Source organism: Sunxiuqinia sp. (assembly GCF_055140945.1).
The window spans coordinates 1-24,811 of the sequence record NZ_JBSQYS010000047.1 but is presented as its reverse complement, the minus strand read 5'-3'; the positions used below and the strand labels follow the sequence as shown (position 1 = coordinate 24,811).

22 protein-coding genes are annotated in these 24,811 nt (G+C 41.5%); 15 read left to right on the top strand and 7 right to left on the bottom strand.

Features of this window, described 5'->3' with window-relative positions:
• The first annotated feature begins 39 nt into the window (after positions 1-39).
• Complete coding sequence (locus tag ACTB00_RS17395) at positions 40-1,374, top strand: deoxyguanosinetriphosphate triphosphohydrolase (protein WP_463301185.1); 1,335 nt, start codon at positions 40-42, stop codon at positions 1,372-1,374.
• A 2-nt stretch (positions 1,375-1,376) separates the two neighbouring features.
• On the opposite strand, the gene ACTB00_RS17390 is transcribed toward ACTB00_RS17395, so the two are convergent.
• A complete protein-coding gene (locus ACTB00_RS17390) occupies positions 1,377-2,033 on the bottom strand; it encodes a hypothetical protein (RefSeq protein WP_463301184.1) in 657 nt (218 codons plus the stop codon).
• A 136-nt stretch (positions 2,034-2,169) separates the two neighbouring features.
• On the opposite strand from ACTB00_RS17390, the gene ACTB00_RS17385 reads away from it, so the two are divergent.
• Positions 2,170-3,321: a carboxypeptidase-like regulatory domain-containing protein gene (locus tag ACTB00_RS17385; RefSeq protein ID WP_463301183.1), complete on the top strand. Its 1,152-nt coding sequence runs from the start codon at positions 2,170-2,172 to the stop codon at positions 3,319-3,321.
• Positions 3,322-3,398: 77 nt separating this feature from the next.
• Here ACTB00_RS17385 and ACTB00_RS17380 read toward each other — a convergent pair whose 3' ends face one another.
• Complete coding sequence (locus ACTB00_RS17380; RefSeq protein WP_463301182.1) at positions 3,399-5,654, bottom strand: nitric-oxide reductase large subunit; 2,256 nt, start codon at positions 5,652-5,654, stop codon at positions 3,399-3,401.
• Between the two features lie 148 nt (positions 5,655-5,802).
• Between ACTB00_RS17380 and ric the strand changes: the two genes are divergently transcribed.
• Together ric and ACTB00_RS17370 are read left to right on the top strand one after the other, a co-directional pair.
• Positions 5,803-6,528 carry an iron-sulfur cluster repair di-iron protein gene (ric, locus tag ACTB00_RS17375; RefSeq protein WP_463301181.1) on the top strand — a complete coding sequence of 242 codons (726 nt, stop codon included), beginning with the start codon at positions 5,803-5,805 and terminating at the stop codon, positions 6,526-6,528.
• A 21-nt stretch (positions 6,529-6,549) separates the two neighbouring features.
• Positions 6,550-6,984, top strand: coding sequence for an RrF2 family transcriptional regulator (locus tag ACTB00_RS17370; RefSeq protein WP_463301180.1), 435 nt, complete (start codon positions 6,550-6,552; stop codon positions 6,982-6,984).
• On the opposite strand, the gene ACTB00_RS17365 is transcribed toward ACTB00_RS17370, so the two are convergent.
• From ACTB00_RS17365 to ACTB00_RS17355, 3 genes are read right to left on the bottom strand one after another with little or no spacing between them, the layout of a single operon-like run.
• A complete protein-coding gene (locus tag ACTB00_RS17365) occupies positions 6,970-7,674 on the bottom strand; it encodes an aromatic aminobenezylarsenical efflux permease ArsG family transporter (RefSeq protein WP_463301179.1) in 705 nt (234 codons plus the stop codon). The two genes, ACTB00_RS17370 and ACTB00_RS17365, sit on opposite strands and share 15 nt — an antisense overlap.
• Complete coding sequence (locus ACTB00_RS17360) at positions 7,674-8,087, bottom strand: nitrophenyl compound nitroreductase subunit ArsF family protein (protein WP_463301178.1); 414 nt, start codon at positions 8,085-8,087, stop codon at positions 7,674-7,676. The genes ACTB00_RS17365 and ACTB00_RS17360 overlap by 1 nt, the downstream gene beginning before the upstream one ends.
• Before the next feature lie 10 nt (positions 8,088-8,097).
• On the bottom strand, positions 8,098-8,334 hold the full coding sequence (locus ACTB00_RS17355; protein ID WP_463301177.1) for a thioredoxin family protein: 237 nt from the start codon (positions 8,332-8,334) through the stop codon (positions 8,098-8,100).
• A 273-nt stretch (positions 8,335-8,607) separates the two neighbouring features.
• Between ACTB00_RS17355 and ACTB00_RS17350 the strand changes: the two genes are divergently transcribed.
• The 5 genes from ACTB00_RS17350 to ACTB00_RS17330 are packed head-to-tail and all read left to right on the top strand — an operon-like array spanning position 8,608 to position 16,286.
• Positions 8,608-11,667, top strand: coding sequence for a protein O-mannosyl-transferase family (locus tag ACTB00_RS17350; protein WP_463301176.1), 3,060 nt, complete (start codon positions 8,608-8,610; stop codon positions 11,665-11,667).
• Positions 11,667-12,317 carry a polysaccharide deacetylase family protein gene (locus ACTB00_RS17345; RefSeq protein ID WP_463301175.1) on the top strand — a complete coding sequence of 217 codons (651 nt, stop codon included), beginning with the start codon at positions 11,667-11,669 and terminating at the stop codon, positions 12,315-12,317. Before ACTB00_RS17350 ends, ACTB00_RS17345 begins: the two co-directional genes overlap by 1 nt.
• A gap of 23 nt (positions 12,318-12,340) precedes the next feature.
• Entirely contained in the window at positions 12,341-13,612 is a 1,272-nt protein-coding gene (purD, locus tag ACTB00_RS17340) for a phosphoribosylamine--glycine ligase (protein ID WP_463301174.1), read from the top strand.
• A 32-nt stretch (positions 13,613-13,644) separates the two neighbouring features.
• Positions 13,645-14,628: a hypothetical protein gene (locus ACTB00_RS17335; protein ID WP_463301173.1), complete on the top strand. Its 984-nt coding sequence runs from the start codon at positions 13,645-13,647 to the stop codon at positions 14,626-14,628.
• Positions 14,628-16,286 (top strand): carbamoyltransferase C-terminal domain-containing protein, encoded by a 1,659-nt coding sequence (locus ACTB00_RS17330; protein WP_463301172.1) that lies wholly within the window; start codon positions 14,628-14,630, stop codon positions 16,284-16,286. Before ACTB00_RS17335 ends, ACTB00_RS17330 begins: the two co-directional genes overlap by 1 nt.
• Before the next feature lie 9 nt (positions 16,287-16,295).
• On the opposite strand, the gene ACTB00_RS17325 is transcribed toward ACTB00_RS17330, so the two are convergent.
• The gene (locus ACTB00_RS17325) at positions 16,296-17,669 is read right to left on the bottom strand and encodes an ATP-binding protein (RefSeq protein WP_463301171.1); all 1,374 of its coding nucleotides are present in this window, start codon (positions 17,667-17,669) and stop codon (positions 16,296-16,298) included.
• A 45-nt stretch (positions 17,670-17,714) separates the two neighbouring features.
• Positions 17,715-18,125 carry a DUF7793 family protein gene (locus ACTB00_RS17320; RefSeq protein WP_463301170.1) on the bottom strand — a complete coding sequence of 137 codons (411 nt, stop codon included), beginning with the start codon at positions 18,123-18,125 and terminating at the stop codon, positions 17,715-17,717.
• A 511-nt stretch (positions 18,126-18,636) separates the two neighbouring features.
• On the opposite strand from ACTB00_RS17320, the gene ACTB00_RS17315 reads away from it, so the two are divergent.
• The 6 genes from ACTB00_RS17315 to ACTB00_RS17290 all read left to right on the top strand — a co-directional run.
• Positions 18,637-19,362: an ABC transporter ATP-binding protein gene (locus tag ACTB00_RS17315; RefSeq protein WP_463301169.1), complete on the top strand. Its 726-nt coding sequence runs from the start codon at positions 18,637-18,639 to the stop codon at positions 19,360-19,362.
• A 10-nt stretch (positions 19,363-19,372) separates the two neighbouring features.
• Positions 19,373-20,635, top strand: coding sequence for an ABC transporter permease (locus tag ACTB00_RS17310; protein ID WP_463301168.1), 1,263 nt, complete (start codon positions 19,373-19,375; stop codon positions 20,633-20,635).
• 9 nt (positions 20,636-20,644) lie between these two features.
• Positions 20,645-21,907 carry an ABC transporter permease gene (locus tag ACTB00_RS17305; RefSeq protein WP_463301167.1) on the top strand — a complete coding sequence of 421 codons (1,263 nt, stop codon included), beginning with the start codon at positions 20,645-20,647 and terminating at the stop codon, positions 21,905-21,907.
• Between the two features lie 20 nt (positions 21,908-21,927).
• Positions 21,928-23,058, top strand: a complete 1,131-nt coding sequence (locus ACTB00_RS17300; protein WP_463301166.1) for an efflux RND transporter periplasmic adaptor subunit — start codon at positions 21,928-21,930, stop codon at positions 23,056-23,058.
• 108 nt (positions 23,059-23,166) lie between these two features.
• Positions 23,167-24,519, top strand: coding sequence for a TolC family protein (locus ACTB00_RS17295; RefSeq protein ID WP_463301165.1), 1,353 nt, complete (start codon positions 23,167-23,169; stop codon positions 24,517-24,519).
• A 97-nt stretch (positions 24,520-24,616) separates the two neighbouring features.
• Positions 24,617-24,811 (top strand): hypothetical protein (locus ACTB00_RS17290; RefSeq protein WP_463301164.1); only part of this gene is annotated, 195 nt, incomplete at its 3' end.

The window sequence follows — 24,811 nt, the reverse complement described above, 5'->3', positions numbered from 1 at the left end:
AAAGACCTTTAAACAACTTATTCTATAAAATAAGGAATTATGAACTGGAACGAACTTATATCGAGCAAACGACTTGGCACAAAGCCCGCGGTAAAACAAAACGAACTGTATAACCGCACACAATTTCAACGCGACTACGATCGCTTGATTTTTTCGTCACCCTTTCGTCGCATGCAAAACAAAACCCAGGTATTTCCTTTGCCCGGCAGTATTTTCGTACACAACCGGCTCACGCACAGCTTGGAAGTGGCAAGCGTTGGCCGTTCGCTTGGAAATATATTGGCTGAAAAACTAATTGTAAAGGGCGAAACAAGTCCATTGATTCCGGAACTCGGAGCTGTCGTTTCGGCCGCCTGCCTGGCTCACGATATGGGAAATCCGCCATTCGGGCATGCCGGCGAAGAAGCTATTTCAAGCTATTTCAAAAATGGCAGGGGACATAATTTACAACTCATGCTTCAACCCGAAGAATGGAACGATTTTGTCTACTTTGATGGAAATGCCAACGCTTTTCGCTTGTTAAGTCACCAGTTTAACGGACGCCGCGCCGGAGGATTTGCACTAACCTACACAACCCTGGCCAGCATTGTAAAATACCCATTTGAGTCGGTTGGTATTCAAAAACCCAAGTTTGGTTTTTTTCAATCGGAAAAAGAACTTTACCACGAAATTGCCACCGAGCTCGGCATTAAACAGCTTGGAAATAACCCGTTGAAGTTTGTTCGCCATCCGTTGGTGTTTTTAGTTGAAGCGGCCGATGACATCTGTTACCAAATGATGGATCTGGAAGATGCACATAAACTGGGAATATTGGGTTATGAAACAACCAAAGAACTATTCCTGAACTTTTACGACCAGCAAGCCGATAAAGAAATTCGTAAAAAAATTGAAGAAACCTTTACCGTAGTTTCAGACCACAATGAACGAATTGCCTACTTGCGAGCCGGTGTAATCAATAAATTGGTACACGAGTGTATTGCTGTTTTCGAAAGTAAGCAAGACGACATCTTCGAGGGTTCGTTTCAAAAATCACTAATCAGCCAGTTAAAAGGTACTTCCAGAATAGCGCTGGAAGAAATAAAAGATCTATCGGTTGACAAAATTTACAAACACAGATCAGTTGTGGAGGTTGAAATTTCAGGACACCAAATTATCGGTACATTACTGGAAGCATTTATTGAAGCCCTGTTGGCTCCGGATGAAGGCTACTCAAAACGATTAATCTCCCTGATTCCGGAGCAATACCGCAACAACCACCAAACCACCTATGAAAAAGTGCAATCGGTGATCGATTTTGTTTCCGGAATGACCGATTTATATGCTTTGGATTTATTTCGGAAAATCAAAGGAATCAATTTGCCATCGATTGGCTAACGTTATTTACCGAGCTGGCTCTTTAGCAAACTGACATTGTTATTTAGGCGTTCAATGGTTTCGTCCTTGCTCTGAAGTTCAACTTTCAGCTTTTGCACATCGGCTTTCACCGAAGCTAATTGACCTGAAAGCTGCTCGATTTTTGAATTTTTCTTTTCTAGTTGAGCTTCCAGCTTGGTATTTTCTCCTTTGTTGCGATTCAAGTCAAATTGCACTTCGGAAAGATCGCCAGTTGCTTGTTTTAGTTCCGAAGACAAACTCTGTTTATCAGCTTTCAGTGTTTTAATTTGCTCCTGATACTCTTCCATCTGCTGCGCCATTCGCCTTTTCTCATAACCAAAAGCGTAAATTTTCTCTTCAATACTGTCATCTCTCTCCTGCACATTAGTCGAAAGATCATTAATTTCTCCATGCAGGTCACTTATCATCTGATCCTTTTCTGCATTGCTCGACATCAAGTCTTCCTTGGTTTGCTCATAATCTGCAATCAACTGCTTAATCCGATCCGCTTTGTCGCTATTCTCCGAAGTCAAATCGCGAACACGCTGTTCTGCACGTAGTTTCGAAGACTCCATATCCAGGTATTTTTTCTTCGACACACAAGAAGTCACTAAAAATCCTAAGCAAGTGATCAATATGATAAGGTTCTTTGTTTTCATTATTGAAGTAATTTTTATTTGTTTGTTTCAAAATTAATAACGCTGGCACAATAAATATGTTATTCAAATTGTACTTTTAAATTTGTTTTGGCGTTATTAGCTAAAGTAGAAAAAACCCCGAGCTAAAAAAAACATTATGCGAAATCTAATCATATCTCTGTTTCTAGTCTTCTTGATTTCAACCTCGGTACGCGCCCAAGTCATTAAAGGTCGTGTAGTTGATTCGAACACACAAGAAGGAATTGCTTATACAAATATTGGAGTCGAAGGAACTTTTTACGGTACCGCAAGCGATTCCGAAGGATTTTTTGAGTTGAAGGTTCCTGATGAATTCAAAAATGAAAAGTTATTTTTCTCGGCCGTGGGGTACGGGAACATGGTTCTTCGGATTCCTGAACTTTTGACAAGAGATTTCACGCGAATTCAATTGGTCGAGCAAACGTATGATATTGACACGATAGATGTAGCCGCACAGTCGAGAGTTTTGTTTCGTGTTATCAAAACAGCTGCTGCTAATGTACCCGAAAACTTTTACCATGGTCCACTCGGTCTGAAACTGTATTTTGAAGAAACGAAACAAGTAGCAGGTGCTTCGGAGCAAAAACGCGAAGCGGTTGTTCAGCTATATGACGAATCCGGCTATGCGTCACCCACAATTACCGATGCGTTTAGCAAGCGCCACTTTAAGTTTTCGGAGGTGAAAAAGAATTTTGAATCGTACTCCATTCCAACAGCAAAAACCGGTTTTGAAGAACTGCTTGAAATGGATGTTGCCCGGCTGTCGAACACGATATTTGATGAAAAACTATTGAATGACTTCGATCTGCAGTTGGAAGGAATCAGCAAGTTTAATGACGATTCGGTTTGGATTATTTCCTACAAAACAAGCAAAGCCGATTTGGCTCACACGGGAGATTTCTACGCTACACAGTTAGATGGAAAAATCTACATCAGCCAAAATAACTACGAAGTAATTCGCAACGAATGTGTTATCGATGCAGAAAAAAATCATCCTCACAACAGATCGTTGGCAACTAAAAAGGCTGAACAATCCAAGGTTAATTACCATTATACCGCGACCTACAAACCCTATAACGGGAAGTATGCGGTAAGCTATTTGGATTGTGAAAAAACTTATTTGGATCAAGATAACAATGAAGTGAAATATAGTCGAAAAGCAAGTGTTCTCGAATTGGACACAACTCCTGAAAAAATTCAGGGGAAAGATTATTTTGAGAATGCGGGCTATGTGGAGAGCTTTTGGAATAGTTTTAAAAGACCAGAGTAATAGCAGTCAAAAACTCATAAAAAAAACCGCCCCATTTGGAGCGGTCTCAAAACCTGCAAGATAGCAGTTAGCATTCACTAACTTTCCAACGATTTTTTTTCGTACGACCAGCCAAAGGCCAGTCCAAATACATGATACACCAACACAAAAACCCCTGCTGCAAAAATAGTATCACCAATTACACGCAACCATTTTAAGGTTGCCATAAAAGGTTGCTGCATAAATTCGGCCGAACGTGCATACCAAAGTCCGTATTTGACACTCGCCCAAGTTTGAGCTAAGCCAACCGGCAATACACTAATTAATACCATCAGCAATAAACCAATATTAATGGCCCAGAAAGCAAACTTAATCGGGCCATTTCGCCATTCTTTCGTTAAGTTCATGTCGCGCAAAACAAACAGCATCAACCCAATACCAAGGAAACCATAAACACCGAACAAGGCGGTGTGCCCATGAACCGGAGTCGTATTCAATCCTTGCATGTAATAAAGTGCAATGGGTGGGTTAATTAAGAATCCGAAAATTCCGGCTCCCAGGAAGTTCCAAAACGCTACGGCAACAAAACAGTAAATCGGCCACTTATAAGCCTTTACCCATTCTCCCGATCTACTCAAGGTTAGGTTGTGGTAAGCTTCAAAGCCCATCAATACCAAAGGAACCACTTCGAGTGCACTAAACGTAGCGCCAAGTGCAAGCACCGCCGTAGGCGTTCCTGTAAAATACAAGTGGTGGAAAGTTCCTAAAATGCCGCCGCTCAGAAAAATTATTGTTGAAAAAAGAACGGTAGTTGTCGCAATTTTCGAATGAATCAGTTGCATTCGTACAAACAGGTATGCAATAATTACAGTTGCAAATACTTCAAAAAAACCTTCAACCCAAAGGTGAACAACCCACCAGCGCCAGTATTCAGCAATAGCCAGATTGGTTTGCTGCCCCCACATCAAACCGGCACCATAAAAAGAAGCAATTGCAATAGAAGCAATCAGGAACATAATCAATAAGTTCTGGTTTTCTGTTTTTTCTCTTAAAGCCGGCAACAGGGCTCTCCCCATTAAAAACAGCCAGATGAATAAGCCTGCAAACAGGAAAATCTGCCAAAAACGCCCCAAGTCAACATACTCATAACCTTGATGTCCGAACCAGAAATTCTCTACCAAACCAAATTTTTGCATCACGCCCATCCACTGGCCGGCCAATGAGCCAACCACGATCACAAGCAAGGCGAAAAACAAGACATTCACTCCTAACTTTTGGTATTTAGGCTCCCTTTCGGAAATGGCCGGAGCAAAAAACAAGCCGGTGGCTAACCAGGAAGTCGCGATCCAGAAAATTCCAATTTGAACATGCCAGGTTCTCGAAACGGAATAAGGTAGCCACTGATCGAGGGGAATACCATAAAAAGCACTTCCCTCAACGCCATAGTGGGCCGTAATAATCCCGGCGATTATTTGGACCACCATTAAAAGCGATACAACCCAGAAATATTTCAAAGTGGCTTTCATGGATGGAAAGAGTTTCATTCCTGAAACAGGATTTACTGCCGGTACCTCCAGTTGGTGTTCATCATCCCTACTTGTAGCATAATACCAGGACAGCCAGCCAATTCCGGCCAACAAAACAATTACACTGAAACCAGTCCAAAGGATCAAAGAGCTTGTCGGTTTATTGCCAACTAATTCGTCAGGTGGCCAGTTGTTTGTATAGGAAATTTCCTGTCCGGGTCGCTCGGTAACTGTGGCCCAGGTGGCCCAGAAGAAGAAGGTGCTCATTTTATCCATACGATCCTGAGTTTTGACCGTATTTGCAGGGATAGCGTAGGCTTCGCGAAGATCAGCCTGCTCCTGCCCATTCATAAAAAGCCCCGAGTAATATTCGCCTAAATTACGAAAAGCCTGAGCACGTAATTCTGAAATAACGAGGTTCCCAGTTGCTTTATCGTATGTGTTTGTGCGCATTTCCTTTTGAACCCGGGCCTCCAGGCTTGCTTGCTGTTCATTATCCAACTCCGAATAGGGCTTTCCAAAATCCCTCTCGCCCCAGTAATTCAGCATGAACATGGCTTCACGATGCAACCAATCAGCAGTCCAGTCAGGAGCCTGGTAGGCACCGTGCCCCCACACCGTTCCCAATTCCTGCCCTCCAATCGACTGCCAGACATTCTGACCATCTTTAATACTCTGACCGCTAAAAACGGTTTCGCCTGAATTTGTTACTACTTGATTTGGGATAGGCGGTGCCTGCCGATAAATTTCCCAACCATAAAAAAGAAGAACCGCAAATGACAGTACCATCACTGCGGTGAATCCATACCATAACTTCCTTGTACTCATATGTGTTTTTATTTAGTGGATATTCCTCTCCATTAATCCTCTATTGCAAATGTAAAAAGATTATTTTAGTTTTGCCAATCAGTGGATGTGTTTATCCACTTTTAATTTCAATATCAATAAGTAAAATAAAATCTTATAATTTACCACTATGATTAATTTAGAAACACGAGTAGGAGAAATTGCAAAAAATCATTTTCAAACAGTCAAAGTTTTTGATGATTATCAAATTGATTTTTGCTGTGGAGGAAAACAAAGTCTTGGTGAAATCTGTGACACGAAATCTCTGGACTCAACAGAGGTTATTCAAAAACTGGAGGACGTAATTAAACAACCAACATCGTCACCGGATTTTGATGCGATGTCGTTACCAGAATTAATCCAGTACATAAAAGACAAACATCATGCTTTTGTGCGGGAGAACATTCCCTTGCTTACCAAATTACTGGACAAAATTGAAGAAGTGCACGGTGGGCGCCACCCTGAAATTGCCGAAGTTAATACTCACTTTAAAGAGTCGGCCGGACAACTGACCATGCACATGCAAAAAGAAGAAATCATTCTTTTTCCTTTGGTTGAAAGATTGAACCAGCTAAAAAATGACAATAAAACGATTACAATTGCCAGCAATCAATCTGTTACTCATCCCATAGAAGCAATGATCCAAGAGCACGAGAATGAAGGTGCCCGGTTCGAAGAGATCTCACGATTAACACAAGTCTACTCAATTCCTGACGATGCTTGTAATACCTTCCGTGCAGCCTATGAAACCTTGCATGCTTTTGAAAAAGATCTGCACCGGCATATTCATTTAGAAAATAACATTTTGTTCCCAAAAGCAGCCCTATTAGAGCAAGAAGTCGTGAAAAAAAACTAATTTTGTCGATAAAATAACGATATGCTGTCAAAATCTGCAGAATATGCGATTCGCGCACTGGTGTACATTCAACTTCAAAACTGGGAAGGCAAACGTCCCGGTTACAGGGAAGTTGCGCGTGAAATTGAATCACCAGAGCATTTTACCGCAAAAATTCTGCAGGTAATGACTCGCTTTAATTTAATCTATAGTTTGAAAGGTAGAAATGGTGGTTTTGCTTTTAACGAAAAAGATGAACCACTAATACTCTACCGGGTAATTGTTGCGATAGACGGCGAACGTTCATTTACTCGCTGTAGCTTTGGCTTCAAAAGTTGCGATGGCAACAATAAATGCCCGCTGCACGATGAATTCTCGAAAGTGAGAGGAGATTTTACAAGGCTAGTCAATGAAGAAACTATTCAATCGCTTGCTCAAAAGATAAAAAACGGAGAAGCTGTTTTAACTCAGGATTAGTTCAAAGATTTTCCAAACACCAATTGTAATAAACATTGCGGCAACCAATCGGCGCAACCAAAATTCAATATTTTTAATCCGGATAAACCACTGATTGATGCCTGAAAAGGCGAAGGCTATCAGAATCGTGAAAAACAGGACAATCACACTTGTCCCCAGCGCAAAAAATAGGGGAAGCAATAAACCTGAAGGAGCTGAAAGGGTCATTGGAATTAACAGGCCAAAATACATCACTCCACTATACGAACAAAAAGCCAGGGCAAAAACGACCCCCAATAAAAAGTGCTGTATCAACATATCTCGTTTTTGTTTTTCAATTTTCTCGGAAAGCCCATTAAATGAAGGGAAACGAATTGGAATAATCTCGAGCATTGCCAACCCAATGATCAACAACAAAGGACCAATCATTTTTTCGCCATAGCGAGCCAGAGGTTTGGAAATATTCAAAGCATCGGCTCCAACAAACAAAAGCAAGGCAATTGCTACATAGGTAAATGCACGACCACCGGCATAAAGCAAGCCTCCCATTAGTACCCGCTTTTTATTGGAGGCCTCTTTGCCGACAAATCCAATAGCAGCAATATTGGTTGTGAGCGTACAAGGCCCAAGCGAAGTAATCAGCCCCAGCAAAAAAGCAGACCACAGGGGAAACGAAGATTGATCCAATAAGTTGGTGAAATATTCCTGCATCAGAGTTGATCAATTGTATTTTCAAAAAGCTCCCGGCTCTTTTCTGGTTTGGGTAAACTATACAAGAACAAGTCATTGGTCAAATTAATTGCTCTTTCATCTTTCAAAATAATAACCGACTTAAACACCACATCAAACTGCTTTGCAAAGTCAGCCACTCCCGGATCGTCCAAATTGAATTGACGAAACACAATTTCGCCTTCTTTAAGCTGGCTTGCATAGTTACCTGCAAGTTCATCTTTAATTAGTTGCTCAATGGCGTCGCAAGTTTCACAGCGAATCGACGTTCGAAAATAATAAATGCCAATCTGCCCGGGTTTTGGCATCAACAAATCATCACTTTTAACAGGCTGATTGTTTGTACAAGCCATCATCAAAAGCAGGCCAACGAATAGTATTCCAGTCAATCTCATATCACTCTTTTTACAGGTTCAGCAAAAGCTCCTTCAGTTTGTTATACGTTGGAAGTTGGCCGCTCATCACAACCTTGTTATCGACCACCAACGCAGGTGTTCGCATGACTCCAAGATGCATTATTTCAGTCAGATCTTCTACCTTTTCAACCCGAGCATTCAAGCTCAATTCGGCAACGGCTTTTCGTACCCGATGATCCAATCCCCTGCATTTCACACATCCTGAGCCTAATACTTTAATTTCCATTTCAACTCCGGTTTTTACGTAAAAGTAAGTATTCTGCTGCTAAAATTCACGAACAAAAACGCCAATAGGCTGAACTCCAGATCCTGTTAAAAACGTTTAATTTCTTTTTCTAATTAGTCTGATTTCAAAGATTGTACTATCTTCGCAAACATAAAAATTTCATGAATTTCAAAGTGAGCAAAGCGACATTGCACCGACTTAATTGAAGCGAAATGAGTGGCTGAATATTAACAACTTGCAAACGTTTTGGCACATCAAAGCAACTATTGAAGAATGAAAAACTACAAGTTCATTAACACGGTTACAGGATGGCTGGTATTTATCGTGGCAGCCATTGTTTATTTAATGACGATTGAACCCACTACCAGTTTCTGGGATTGCGGTGAATTTATTACCACTTCGTACAAACTGGAAGTTGGCCACCCGCCCGGTGCACCTTTCTTTATGATTTTGGGACGGTTTTTCACCCTCTTTGCTGACTCCTCAAATGCTGCGATGATGATTAATGCACTTTCGGCTTTGGCTAGTGCGTTTACCATCCTGTTTTTATATTGGACCATCACCCACCTGGCACAAAAGCTGGTCGATGCAGAAAACGAATTCAGCATGGGGCAGGCAATTGGCATTATTGGCAGCGGTGTAGTGGGTGCTCTAGCCTACGCATTCTCCGACACCTTTTGGTTTTCGGCGGCCGAAGGTGAAGTTTACGCTTCGTCCTCGCTAATTACCGCCATCGTTTTTTGGGCCATCCTGAAATGGGAAAATGTAGCCGATCAACCACAGGCCAATCGCTGGATTATCCTTATCGCATACCTCATGGGTATTTCTATTGGTGTTCACTTGCTGAACCTTCTAGCTATTCCCGCAATCGTTTTCGTGTACTATTTTAAAAAATATAAAGCCACCCGCAATGGAATTATTGCAAGTTTGGCAATTTCATTAGTTATCCTGGGCGTGATCATGTACGGTATTATCCCGGGAGTTATCACAATTGCTACCTGGTTTGAGTTAATGTTTGTCAATGGCTTTGGGCTTCCTTTCAATACCGGAACTATTATTTACGCGATCTTGTTTATTGGACTGATTGTCTACGGAATTCATTACACAACCAAAAAGAACCTCGTGCTTTGGAATACCGTGTTGGTAGCTTTTACCGTCATTGTCATTGGCTACTCCTCTTTTGCAATGATTGTTATCCGCTCATCAGCCAACACGCCAATGGACCAAAACAGCCCCGACGACGTATTTTCCATGCTGGGCTATTTGAACCGTGAGCAATACGGAGATCGTCCGTTGGTTACCGGTCAGTATTATAATACACCACTCAATCCTCAAAATCCATATGTTGACACCAAACCTTACTACATTCAGAAAGATGGCAAATACGTGATATCTGACATTCGCCAAAAACCGCAATATGATTCCCGCTTCACCACTTTTTTCCCACGCATGTACAGCAGTCAAGCCCAACATATTCAGGATTATAAAAGTTGGGCCGGGATTGAAGGAAAAACCGTTCAGATTACCAACCGACAGGGAGAAAGCGAAACCATCAAGCTGCCAACGTTTGGTGAAAACCTACGATTCTTTGTGCGGTATCAGGTGGTTCACATGTACCTCCGCTACTTTATGTGGAACTTTGCAGGACGGCAAAATGATATTCAAGGACACGGAGACATCGTAAATGGGAACTGGCTCAGTGGAATCGACTTCATCGATTCCATACGCTTGGGTGACCAAACAAACCTACCTGCCAAATACGCTAATAATAAGGCTCGAAACACCTACTTTTTTCTTCCGTTGCTGCTTGGATTAATTGGTGTATTTTTTCATTACCAACGAAATAAAAAAGACATGTGGGTAGTCTCACTCCTTTTTCTATTGACAGGCTTGGCTATTGTGGTTTACCTGAATCAATACCCACATCAACCGCGCGAACGGGACTATGCCTACGCCGGTTCGTTTTACGCCTTTGCCATTTGGATTGGACTGGGGGTGATAGCACTCTCCGAAACTTTGAAAAAATGGATGCCCGAAACCGTAAGCGCCATAGCTGTTTCAGCGATTAGCCTGGTATTAGTTCCCGGAGTTATGGCCAGCGAAAACTGGGATGATCATGATCGCTCCGGACGGTATACAGCTCGTGACTTTGGTGCCAATTACCTGAACAGTTGCGAGGAGAATGGGATCATTTTCACCAATGGAGACAACGACACTTTCCCCCTTTGGTACAACCAGGAAGTAGAGGGTGTTCGCACCGATTTGCGTGTTTGTAACCTCAGCTACCTGCAAACCGATTGGTATATTGACCAAATGCGTCGTAAAGCTTATGAGTCAGAACCGCTGCCGATTACATTTACCGAAGATCAGTATGTACAAGGAAATCGCGATGTCGTCTATCTGATGAATGATCCTCGCATAAAAGGTGCAGTGGAACTGAAAAAAGCACTCGACTTTGTAAAAGACGACAACCCAAAAACCAAGCTTTCACAAGCAGACAATGCTTCATACATTCCTTCAAAAAGATTATTCCTGAAGGTTGATAAGGAAGCAGTAATTAAAAACGGAGTGGTTCCTAAATCAGAATATGACATGATTGAGGACACCATCTTCTTCAATTTTGAAAATAAAAACTACATCACCAAAGACGAACTGATGGTACTGGACATGATTGCCAACTCGGAATGGAAACGCCCGATTTACTATGCCATTACTGTTGGGCGAGACAAATACCTGGGCTTGCAAGACTATTTCCGGTTGGACGGTTTAGCTTATCGTTTCACGCCCGTCAAGTCAAAACAAGACGGTATCTATTTTGGTCGTGTGAATACCGACAAAATGTATGAGCACATGATGAAGGATTTCAAATGGGGGAATATGAATGATCCGGATGTTTACATCGACGAGAATAACCAGCGCATGATGATGAACATCCGAAATAACTTTAACCGCCTGGCGGAAAGCCTGATTGAAGAGAACAAAACAGATTCGGCGATTAATGTGCTGAACAGAAGCATGGAGCTGATCCCAAGTGAAGTTGTTCCTTACAACTATTTCTCATTGAAACTAGCCGAGAATTATATGGCTGCCGGAGCACTGGAAAAAGGACAAGAAGTCATGCGTGACATTTTCAGTTCGTACAAAGAAGAGATGGACTATTACTTGTCACTGGACTACAAGTATCTTGTTTCAGTTGACGAAGAAGTGCAACGATTGATGTACTTTATGCGCGAAATGGGCGTAACGGCAAGCAAATATAAACTGGATGATTTTTCAAAAGAAATATCAGATAGTTTTAACAGTTATTATCAATCGTACAGCACGTTAAACTAATGTTTCGATTTGATCCGAGAATACAACTTCCGAAAATAGTGACACGCTATTTCCCAAAAGCGCTTTGGCGTTTGCCGGGAAACCAGAAAAGGGTGGTTCTCACCTTTGATGATGGTCCCATTCCGGAAGTAACACCTTGGGTTCTGAAATTACTGAAAGAAGAAAATATAAAAGCCTGTTTTTTCTGTGTAGGTGAGAATGTAAAACGGAATCCGGAGGTTTTTCAGCAAGTGATTGATGCCGGTCACCAGATTGGAAACCATACATTCAACCATTTGCAGGGATTGAAAAATACGGACGAAGTTTATTTTGAAAATATTGAAAAAGCAGCATCCTATATCGATTCGAAACTGATGCGACCACCGCATGGCTGGTTGCGAAAGTCGCAATACCAGAAAGTGATTAAAAACTACCAAATGGTCATGTGGGACATAATCAGTCGTGATTACGATGCAAAAAGCAGCCCCCAAAAAGTGATTGATAATGTGTTAAACTTTGTACGTCCGGGGTCAATTATTATTTTTCACGATTCGCTAAAGGCAGAAAAAAATTTAGAAGTGGCTCTGCCGATTGTTATAAAAAAACTGAAAGAAGAAGGATATCAATTTGCCTTGCTACCCGAAACAAAAGAGGCCAAAGTAGCAAGCTAACAAACAGACAAATTTTTAAGATCATGTTGAATATTTTACTTGTTGGATCAGGAGGAAGAGAACACGCAATGGCGTGGAAAATTAAGCAATCAGAAAAAGTTGACAAGCTGTTTATTGCGCCCGGCAACGCCGGAACTGCCGATGTTGGTGAAAACATTGCTGTAAGCGTTTCCGATTTCGAAGGACTGAAAAAAGTGGTTCTTGAAAAATCGATCAACCTCGTGGTGGTTGGCCCAGAAGTACCTTTGGTTGATGGCTTGCACGATTTCTTTTTGGACGACGAAGAACTGAAAGATGTAAAAGTTGTTGGTCCCCAAAAAGTAGGCGCAACCCTCGAAGGATCGAAAGACTTTGCGAAAGACTTTATGGATCGTCATAACATTCCAACAGCAAAATATAAAACAGTAACCCCCAAAACACTTGGCGAAGGAATTGAATTCCTGAAAACCATGAAAGCACCATACGTTTTAAAAGCGGATGGACTAGCTGCAGGAAAAGGAGTGCTGATTATTGAACATTTAGAAGAAGCCGAGGCCTCGTTAAAAATTATGCTTGATGGCCAATTTGGCGAAGCAAGCAGCAAAGTGGTAATCGAAGAATTCTTGTCGGGTGTGGAATTGTCTGTTTTTGCCATTACCGACGGAAAAGACTACCAAATTCTTCCCGAAGCCAAAGACTACAAACGAATTGGCGAAGGCGATACCGGACTAAATACCGGTGGCATGGGAGCAATCAGTCCCGTTCCTTTTGCCAATGCCGAATACATGAAAAAAATTGAAGACCGCATCATCAAACCAACCGTTGACGGCTTGCAAAAAGATGATATCCCGTATAACGGATTCATCTTTTTTGGATTGATTAACGTTGATGGCGACCCGTACGTCATTGAATACAACGTTCGCATGGGTGATCCGGAAACCGAAGCCGTCATGTTGCGAATCAAATCAGACTTTGTTGACCTGCTTGAAGCAGCAGCCAACGGCACCATGTCCGAACAATCCATCGAAATTGATGAGCGCACGGCTGTAACAGTCATGTTGGTTTCTGGCGGGTATCCGGGCACCTACGAAAACGGTAAAACCATGACTGGATTCGACGAGGTTGAAAACAGTATTTTGTTCCACGCCGGAACCAAGCAGGAATCGAACAAGGTGGTAACTGCCGGAGGACGCGTTATTGCTGTCAGTTCATACGGTTCATCGATGGAAGAAGCCCTGAAACAATCGTATGCGAATGCCGGAAAAATTGAATTTGACGGGCGTTACTTCCGAAAGGACCTCGGGTTCGATCTATAAGATCATAACAAAGGCTATTTAAGATAAAAACGATGATACTCCGAATACTCAAAACGAACCAGGCCTATAACTTTATACTCATCCCGGTACTTGTACTGGTTTTATGGTTTCGTTCGTATATTCATCCGGATTATTTCCCTTTTTTTGAGGGCGAAAGCGATATGTTTCTTTACCAACTGGTGCATCACTGGCTGTCGAAATCGCCATTGATTAGCAACCTGCTTGCCATCTTTTTCGTCATTACACTTTCGTTTCTGATCCTTCGCTTAAATACGACCTATGCCTTTATTCGAGTCCGCACCTTTCTGCCTTCCAACATATTTGTTTTAATTGTTAGTGGTCTGATTTCATTGCATGCCCTTCACCCGGTTTATTTTGCCTTGCTATTTTTAGTTTTATGTGTCGACCGTATTTTTCAATCATACAAAAAAGAAACGTTTTACGCGCAAGCTTTTGAAGCCGGGTTCTTTATCAGTGTGGGAAGTTTGTTCTACTTCAATCTTATTTTCTTCTTTCCCATTATCTGGCTGGGTTTTCTGCTAATTAAAAACAGCCCTAAATGGCGAAATTTTGTCCTGCCCATTTTGGGGCTCATGGTTCCCTGGCTATTTGCCTGGTCATACTATTTTCTCACCGATCAGATTCACGTTTTCAACGCAACCATCTCAAAAAATTTGCACACCGAAAATTACTTTTTGAGACAAAACTTACCGCTTCAGATTTACCTTGGTTTTTTAACCCTAATCACCTTAATTTCAAGTGTGTTCCTGCTAAACCAATACGACGAAAAGAAAATCAGCACGCGTAAGTACTTTCAGGTTTTCTTTTTAATTTTTCTGGTGTCATTCATTTTGCTTATTGCTGTACCTGCGGTTTCTCACGAAATTCTGATCATCATGGCACTCCCGCTAACATTTCTGATCTCGAATTACCTCATCTTCATGAAGAAGAGATTCTGGAGTAACCTAATTATGTACGTTTTTCTTGCCTTGACAATTTACATGCAGTTTACCTGATGGACCCGCAAAAACCAACCTTGGCCATTTATGGAATCCAGGATCGTGATGACTATGAACATCCGCTTTATGTACACGACCACAATCTGGCGATCATGCAAAACGGGCAGGTTCGCGACTTTTTACAACTTGAACGGATTACTTGCAGAAAACGGGACAACAGTTTACACAAACACCTCTATTCCATTTTAAAAGAAAACAAACGACTGGCTGAAGACTTTGATCTGGTATTTGTTGACAACGTTATTGGGAGAACTTTTATTACAACACAAGGAAATGCCCGCTTTGAAGCACCATTGAATCAATCGCTGGCCAATGATCTGGAAGAAGGGAACTGCTGGTGGTTTGGCAAAGAAGTCAAAGCCTGGGTACTGAACCACGAGCTGGCGCATGTTTTCACCTGCCTACCCTTCTATGGCAATTTCAAAAACAACAGCTTGCTTGTTCATTTTGACGGTGGAGCCAGCAAAAGCAATTTTTCAGCCTGGCTTTTTCGAGACAACAAGATTGAAAAAATTACAGCCACCTGGGATTATCATCACCTCAGCGCTTTGTTCAACGCCAATGCGTTGGTATTTTCCGTAATTGGAGCAAAGTTGAATGAGCAGAATTCGGTTCCCGGTAAAATGATGGGACTTGCCGGCCATGGAACGTTCCAGCCAGAGTTAGCCGAATGGCTAAAAACGCATGATTACTTTCAAAACATCTGGGCAAAAAAATCAGTCTTCTTCCGACAAGCAAAGGAGGATTTTAATATTGAATTGAGATCGTTTGACCAGAAAAACCCGTTTCTGCAAAATATCATCGCCACGATTCACGAACTGTTTGTGCGCGAAACTCTTTTAATTTTTCAGAATCTCCGACAGCAAACCGGATGCACGACGCTATACTATTCTGGTGGCTGCGCGTTAAACATTGTGGCCAATACGCGACTGATTGAATCCAAGCTGTTCGATGAAGTTTTTATCCCGCCCTGCTGCGAGGATTCGGGCCTGGCATTGGGTGCTGCCGCATTTGCCGAGTGGAAAAAACATGGGCAAGTGGAGCAGCATTCAGCGTACCTTAACAATTGGAATTTGCCAACAAATAAATCTCAATACAACACCGATGATTTAGAGCAAGCTGCCAAATTACTAATCTCCGGCAACGTAATTGGCGTCTGCAATGGTTTTGGAGAAGCGGGTCCTCGTGCATTGGGCAACCGAAGTCTGCTGTGCCTGGCCAACAACAAAAGTCTCGCTAAAAAAATAAGCATGCAACACAAGCAGCGCGAGTGGTATCGCCCGGTTGCTCCTGTGATGTTGGAAAAAAATGCCCGTTATTTTACCGGGCAAACATCCATCCATCAGCTCAGTCAATACATGCTGCTCGACTTTTCAATCCTGACTGAGAAACATGCCGAACTGGAAGGTGCTGTTCATCGTGATGGAACTGCCCGCATCCAAACTCTTTTTAGTCGGAAGCAGAATCCCTACCTCTGGGATTTACTCAATCTGCTCGATGAAAGATATCAGGTTAGGGCGTTGATCAACACTTCTTTTAATGCCAAAGGTGAGCCAATTGTGCATACGACAGCAGATGCACTGAAGTCAGCAAAAGAAATAAAAATTGATGGAGTTGTGATCGATGGGAAGGTGCAAAAAATAGCCGATTACTGAAAGATACTTCTACTTGGAATTCTTCCCCAACACCTCACGAATTAACGATAGTAATTTCTTTCTCTGAATTGGTTTCGAAATGTAATCCGTACAACCAGCAGCCAGAATCATGCTTCTCTCTTCGGGCATGGCATAAGCTGTTTGTGCAATAACCGGCATGGTCAATCCGCTTTTGCGAATTTCGGCAATCGTTTCATAACCATTCTTAACAGGCATATTAATATCAAGCAAAATCAAATCCGGAGTATCCTTCTTCAACAGCTCTAGCAATGACTGACCATCCAACGCTGTCTTAACAACCACGCCCTCGGTAAGTAACACCTCTTCCAGGTAAATTAATGAGTTCAAATTGTCTTCAGCTATAAAAACTTTACTTCCGCTAAGACTCCATTTTCCGTTGTCTTGCTCTACCTGTTCTGGCACCCCCATTTCACCTTGATCCGAAAAAGGTAAGGTAAAGTAAAAGCAACTGCCTTCGTCCACATTCGATTCAACCCAAATACTTCCACCAAGCAACTCAACTAATCCTTTGCAGATACTCAGCCCCAACCCGTTACCTTCTTTCATAGAGAAACTTTCGACCTGAATAAACCGTTCAAAAATCGCCTTCTGTTTCGTATCAGAAATACCAATCCCGGTATCTTTTACATAAAACTCAATCATTTCGCCTCCCGCTCCTGCTTTTATGGAATAGCCAAATTCAACAAATCCTTCTTTCGTAAACTTCATGGCATTATTGATCAAGTTATTCAGAATTTGTTTCAACCGCACGGGATCCGTTTTCAGATAAATATCATTTGACAATTCAATTTGTGGCTCCTTTAATTGAATCGTATTACTTTGGCGAAGCTTTTTGCTTTGTTTTTGGGTGATATAGACCTCCTGCATAATTTTATTGACATTGCTGAGGCTGAAAAACAAAGGCAGTTGATTTGATTCCAATTTTGAAAAATCAAGAATATCGTCAATAATCTGAAGCAATTGAATTCCTGAATTCCTAATGATTTCGCTATAATCCTCGAATTGTCCCTCTTCGAGATCAGGGGACAGCAATTCGGAAAAACCAAGAATTGAATTGAGCGGTGTTCGGATTTCATGACTCATATTGGCCAAAAATGCAGTCTTTAACCGCTCGCTTTCCTGTGCTCTGTCAATTGCCTTTTCCAGTTCGATGTTGATTTGTTTGAATTTTTCATTTTGAACTTCAACTGCATGGGTGCTTCCTAAATCATCAATCATCATATTTAATCCCATGGCAAGTGAATCCAAGAGATCATCTTTTTCCGACAACTCCAGCTGAACAGAAAAGTCGCCCTGCCCGACCTTCATAATCACCTCAATCATCTCCTCAATCCGAATTTTATCTCTCTTTTTCTTCATCATTCTATTCGCCGTAAATTCTTATTGATCTTTAGGCCACCGTTCAATTTATTCTCTCAACCAGGCTATGGCTTCCTCTTTTGTTGAGAAAAAGTGTATTTTGTTACCGCTGCTAACTCGCATAACAAATGAGGCGATTACCTTTGCAACCGGATGCAGTCCGAAAGTGGCAACTTTTTCCGTGTTGTCATGCTCAGTCAAAGTTTTCCACGTTTTTCTAGCTTCAGGAGAGTTTTTTCCTGACTTATTCAGGTCGATCAGAAAATTCACTTTCCCTTTAATTAAACCAGACATCTTCAAGCAAATTTCAGCTTGTGCTTTAGCAAATTCGGTTGTCTGCTCGCCCATCGCAATTACATAGATAATATTATCATGGATTAGGGAAGTTTTATTTGTATTGACCCATATTTCTTTTTCACTTATTTCTCTCACCTCAATTTTTTCATCAATATCGCCCATGTTTCAAAGGATAAATAGTTTACCAGACATACGATTAACTAATAATAGTACTCCGAAATATATCATTTTTTTGCCACTAGTCGATTGTTTCCAAGGTTTTTATGCTTTTAAGGACATCAAAGTTATTCAATTAATTATTCAGATGTGTGTCATGTTGATTTTTGTCAACTTCATTTGGTATCTTTTCACTTGTCTGTGTGGCATTTTTGCTTGTATTGATCACACCTTTTGGGTAAGAAGATCATCAACTCAGACCTCCAACCGCATTAACCAACCACATTGCAACAAATTCAGGACAATTTGCCGGGCAATTCTATATTTTTCAGAAAAAAAATCGTCATTTCTGCTGTAACGTCTGGAAAGATTGTTCGTCCTATTTAAAGAATCTCGACAGGAGGGGGATCGAAAAAGCCCACTCACATAGAAAAATCGGTTGTTCATCGAATTTATTACAAAAATAAGCCTTGAATTTCGGAATTTTAATACCTCAAAGCAGAAAACAATTAAACAAATGATCAAACTAAACAACATTCACAAATCCTATGTCATGGGTAACAGCAAGCTACATGTGCTCAAAGGCATCAATCTGGATATTGAGCAGGGAGAGTTTGTTTCCATTATGGGATCATCCGGTTCCGGCAAGTCAACCTTGCTCAATATACTAGGTATGCTCGATAACCACGACGAAGGAAGCTATTACCTAAACAACCAACAGATTAAAGACATGAGCGAAAAGAAAGCCGCCCAACTTCGTAATGAATTGGTTGGTTTTGTTTTTCAGTCCTTCAACCTGATTTCGTTTAAAAATGCGATGGAAAATGTTGCTCTTCCGCTTTATTACAAAGGAGTAAAACGCAAAAAGAGAAACATTATAGCCATGGAATACCTCGACAAGCTTGGATTAAAAGATTGGGCTGAGCACATGCCCAACGAAATGTCGGGAGGTCAGAAACAGCGCATTGCCATTGCCCGGGCGCTAATATCGAAACCAAAATTAATTTTGGCCGATGAACCAACAGGAGCTCTGGACACCACAACATCGTACGAAGTAATGGAGATTCTGAAAGAGATCAATAATGACGGAATCACCGTTATTCTTGTAACCCACGAGCACGACATTGCTTCGATGACCAAAAAGATTATTCGCCTCAAGGATGGACAAATCCATGAAATTATTCGAAATGGAGACCTGAGTAACTTTCGGGAAGCCTATACGAAAGAATTGGAAACCATTTAGCCCTGAAACCATGTTCGATATCGACAAATGGCAAGAAATCATTGCCACCATCAAAAAAAACAAATTGAGAACTTTCCTTACCGGGTTTGCCATTGCATGGGGCATTTTTATGCTCATGGTATTGCTGGGTGCGGGAAACGGGCTAAGCAACGGTGTAGGTTCAAACTTTGAGGGTAACGCAACAAACGCAATGTGGATTTGGAGCCGCGAAACAAGCATGCCCTATCAGGGACTAAAAGCAGGCAGAAGGATTTATTTTGATATGAAAGATTACGATGAAATAAAAAAACTAGACGACATCGATAAAATTTCAGCAAGATATTTCAGCAATTCACGTACCTATTCATTCAGCAACGAATACGGACAATACACCACACAAGGCTGTCATCCTGATTATCGGGATATCGAAAAATTAAACATTGACGAAGGCCGTTTCATCAACGAAATCGATATTCAATATAAACGAAAAGTAGTCGTCATTGGTAAAGACATTAAAGAAGCACTCTTTAAAGGAATTGAGCCGGTTGGAGAGTATTTGAACATTGGAGGTGTACTCTATAAAATTATTGGCGTATATGCCGAGTCTGATCCGCGGGAAGGAGCACAACAGGGACTCATCCCAATTACAACTGCTCAATTAATATTTAACATTGGCGATCGCATTCACAATCTGGCCGTTACCACCAAAGATCTTTCGAAAAAAGAGAGCCTTCAAATTGAAAAGAAAATTCGCACGCTGCTTGCTGCAAATCATAAGGTTGACGTAAACGATACCCGGGCAATTGGTATCTACAATTCGTTGGAAAATTACATCGAAACCATGAATATCTTTAAAGCCATAAATATCTTTATATGGCTAATAGGCATCGGGACACTCATCGCCGGCATTGTAGGGGTTAGCAACATTATGCTCATTGTAGTAAAAGAGCGAACCAAGGAAATTGGTATTCGAAAAGCCATTGGAGCCTCGCCTTCGTCAATTATTGGTTTAATCTTGCTCGAATCGGTATTTATCACCCTATTGGCTGGATATATCGGCATGCTATTCGGAATTTCATTGATGGAGCTTATTAACTTTGTTATGGAGCAACAAAGCTCGGCTGCATCAAGCGGCGATCGCGGGCAATTTACGATGTTTTTGAACCCGACTGTTGATCTTCGTATTGCAATTAGCTCGTTACTACTTTTGGTTGGCGCCGGTACCTTGGCCGGATATATTCCTGCAAAACGAGCAGCATCAATAAAACCGATTGAAGCACTCCATAACGAATAAACAAATACGATGATAGAAAGATTTAACGAAATATTATCCGCTTTAAAGAAAAATAAGCTACGCAGCTTTTTAACTGCATTTGGGGTTTTCTGGGGAATATTCATGCTTATTATTATGGCAGGAGCCGGAAAAGGACTTGAAACCGGTATTACTGACGGAGTTGGTAAAATTGCCGTAAACTCATTTTTTATGTGGACACAACGAACAAGTAAGCCTTATGAAGGATTCAGGCGTGGCCGCAACTGGGATTTCAACAATGAGGATATTGAATATATTCGCAGCCATATTCCTGAAGTTAAAACAGTTGCACCTCGACTTTTTGGTTCGTGGTTGAGCGGAAATAATACGATCAGGGGAGACCGAAGCGGTTCATTCAACATTAAAGGAGATTACCCCGAGTGGGCAAACATCGATCCCGCCGAATTTCCGAAAGGGCGCTGGTTAAACGAAATTGATATTAAACAACGCCGAAAAGTTTGTGTTGTTGGCGAGAAAGTTGTTGACGAAATGTTTTCGAAAGACGAAGAACCTATTGGTGAATATCTAAAAATAGGAGGAGTGTTCTATCAGATAGTCGGAGTCATTCATCCGGTATCAAATATGAATATGAATGGCAAGACCGACGAAAGCATCTTTCTGCCATTTACAACGATGCAAATTGCCTACAACTACGGAAATGATGTTCACATGATGGGCATTACTGCCGCCGAAGGATTGAGTGCAAGTGCTGTTGAAGAGAAAGTGATTTCAGCGATTAAAAAACGACATAAAATTGCACCGGACGATGTGCAGGCAGTTGGACACATAAATATTGAAAAGCAATTTAAGCAATTCGCTACCTTATTTGGCGGCATTAATATTTTAACATGGATTGTAGGAATCGGTACGCTGCTGGCAGGCGTTATCGGTGTTAGCAATATTATGCTGGTAATTGTGAAAGAACGGACCCAGGAAATCGGAATTATGCGAGCTATTGGTGCCACCCCTCGTGTAATCATTGCCCAAATAATTTCCGAGAGTGTTTTTTTAACCACTATTGCCGGATATTTTGGACTCTTTTTCGGAATTTTTCTTTTAGAACTGGCCAATAAGGGACTCGAAAGCGCTGCTGAGAATGGAGCAGATATTTTCATTAAAAACCCCGGGGTAAACTTAACCGTTGCCGTTTCGTGCCTGTTAATCCTCATTATTTCAGGAGCTTTTGCAGGCTATATTCCGGCACGCAGAGCCATTCAAATAAAACCGATTGATGCACTAAGAACAGAAAATTAAAAAATAATAATACCACAGCCATGAAAAAATTCTTTAAAATCTTACTAATTGTCATCCTAATTACTTCCTTCTTCGGAACAGTTTATTTTTTGTATTCAAAGTCGAACAGCCAACCAGATGTCTATAAAACCGAAACCCCGAAAATAGACAACATTACAAAAAAAACGGTTGCAACAGGTTCGGTTGTTCCCCGTAAAGAGATTGAAATAAAACCGCAAGTGTCCGGAATCATTGAAGAAATTTACCTTGAAGCTGGTTCGGAAGTAAAAAAGGGAGACATTATCGCCAAAGTAAAAATCATTCCCGATATGGTAACCTTAAACAATGCCGAATCGAGAGTAAATCAGTCACAATTAAACTACGAAGATTCAAAAATTGACTACAATCGACAAAAAGAGCTTTTTGATAAAAAAGTTATTCCTTATGGAGAGTACCAAAAAGCACAACTGTCGTTTAACGCGGCTCGCGAAGAGCTAAATGCAGCACAAAACAACCTTGATCTGATTCGAAAAGGAGCGACAAAACAAACAGCGCATGCATCCAACACGCTTATCCGATCAACGATTAATGGAATGATCCTGGATGTTCCGGTGGAGGTTGGAAATTCTGTTATCCAATCAAACACCTTTAACGATGGAACCACAATCGCTGTTATTGCCGATATGAGTGACATGATTTTCGATGGCAAAGTAGACGAAACCGAAGTCGGTAAAATTCACGAGGGAATGGACATCGTTTTAACAATTGGAGCGATTGAAAATGAAAAGTTCGAAGCAAAACTCACCTACCTCTCGCCCAAGGGGGTGGAAGAGAACGGGGCCATTCAGTTTGAAATTAAAGCCAACGTAAACCTGAAAGAAGGACAATTTATACGTGCCGGGTACAGCGCCAATGCCAATATTGTTTTAGAAAAAAAGGATAGCGTAATGGTGATACCTGAAGGTTTTCTGAATTTTGAAAACGATTCGTCCTTTGTTGAAATTAATACCGGAACAGAAGAAGAACCCAACTTCGAAAAACGATTTGTACACACCGGTCTTTCTGATGGAATTAATATTGAAATTACCGAAGGCCTCAGTCTGAAAGATAAAGTTAAAGGGGAGAAAATTGATCCAAAGAAAGTAAAAGAAAAAGAAACAAACGCTGGCTAACCGCCTGGATCAGACCACCATTTTTGCGGTTAAAATAACGCGACTAAATCAACACTATTTCAAACGAATGACTAAATTAGCCCATTGGATAACAAAAAGAAATCAACCATGAAACATTTATTTCAGATTGTTGCACTGATCACTCTTATTTTTTCGGGAACTGCACAAGCCCAACAGAACTGGGATTTGCAGCAATGCATCGATTATGCGCTCGAAAATAACATTCAGATTCAGCAACAATCAATCAATACCGACTACTATCAGAATGAATTGCAACAAGCCAAAAACAACCGCTTGCCATCGCTAAGTGGAAACTTGTCAAACAGCTTTAACTTTGGCCGCTCGTTGCAATACGACAACACCTACGCCGATTATAATTCGAACCAGACCGGAGCCAGCCTGAGCGCCAATGTTCCTCTTTGGAATGGTTTCAGGCTGCAAAACTCAATTGACAAAGCAGACCTGGACTTAAGAGCCAGCCTGGCAGATTTGCAAAAAGCCAAGGATGACATTAAGTTATACATTGCAGCTGCATATCTTGAAATTTTGTTTGCCGAAGAATTGGTGCAAGTCGCCGAGGATCAACTGGAAGTAACCAAACTACAGATTGACCGAACCCAAAAATTGGTTGATGCAGGAAGTCTGGCCAAAGGAAGTCTGTTGGAAATTGAAGCCCAACAAGCCAATGAAGAATTGAACCTGGTCAATCAGCAAAATAGCCTGCAACTAGCCTATCTTAATTTGTACCAGCTGTTGGAGATCGCTTCTCCCGATCAGTTCAAAATTGAAAAGCCGGTATTGCCCGTTGTTAAAGCAAACGGATCGTTGCTCAATTCGATGGACGTCTTTCGAAATGCAGTCAAAATCCGCCCCGAGGTAAAAAGTGCCGAATATCGCCTGGGAAGTTTACAAGAGCAAGTAGCCATTGCTAAGGGAAGCCTCTACCCCAGCCTGACTTTTGGGGCAGACTATTACAACGAATACAACAACAAATATTTCTATTCTCCAACAGAGGAAAACCCGAATCCGGGTGTGATTTCGTTTGGCGATCAGTTGAAAAACAACGATCGCTATGGTCTTGGCGTAAATTTGAGTATCCCGATATTCAATAAAGGCCAGGTTCGCACTCAAATTAAAAATGCCGAGTTGCAGGTACTGAATCAGGAATATGAACTGCAGAGCACCAAAAATACGCTTCGTAAAGATATTGAGCAAGCTTATACCAATGCCCTGGCCTCCTTAAAAAAATATATGGCCAGTAATAAAGCAGTGGAATCAACACAGGAAGCTTTTCGGTATACCGAAGAAAAATTTAACGTAGGTATGGTCAACTCGGTAGAATATAACCAATCGAAAAATAACCTGGCCAAAGCCAAAAGCGATCTGGCTCAGGCCAAATACGAATATATTTTCCGAACCAAAATACTCGATTTCTACAACGGCAACCCGTTGAATTTGTAAGATTTTGTTGCTCTGAATTGAAAGATCCGGTCTGTCTCCTGCAGACCGGATCTTTTATTGGCTTCTACAAGCGATTTTCCGGCTTGCGGGTTTCTTTGTGACTACTCTTGCAGACCCACCCGCAGTTGCAGCTCACATGCAGAGCCGTCAGCTTTATACCTTCGCAATTGCAGGGTCTTGCCTGAGGCGTCGGATTCTTGCCCGCGCTGTTGCGGGAGCTTGCCCGGCGCGTCAGATTGCCACTTCCTGCAATTGCGCGGCTGGCTACCCGAGGCCTCGGGTAGCCAGCCGC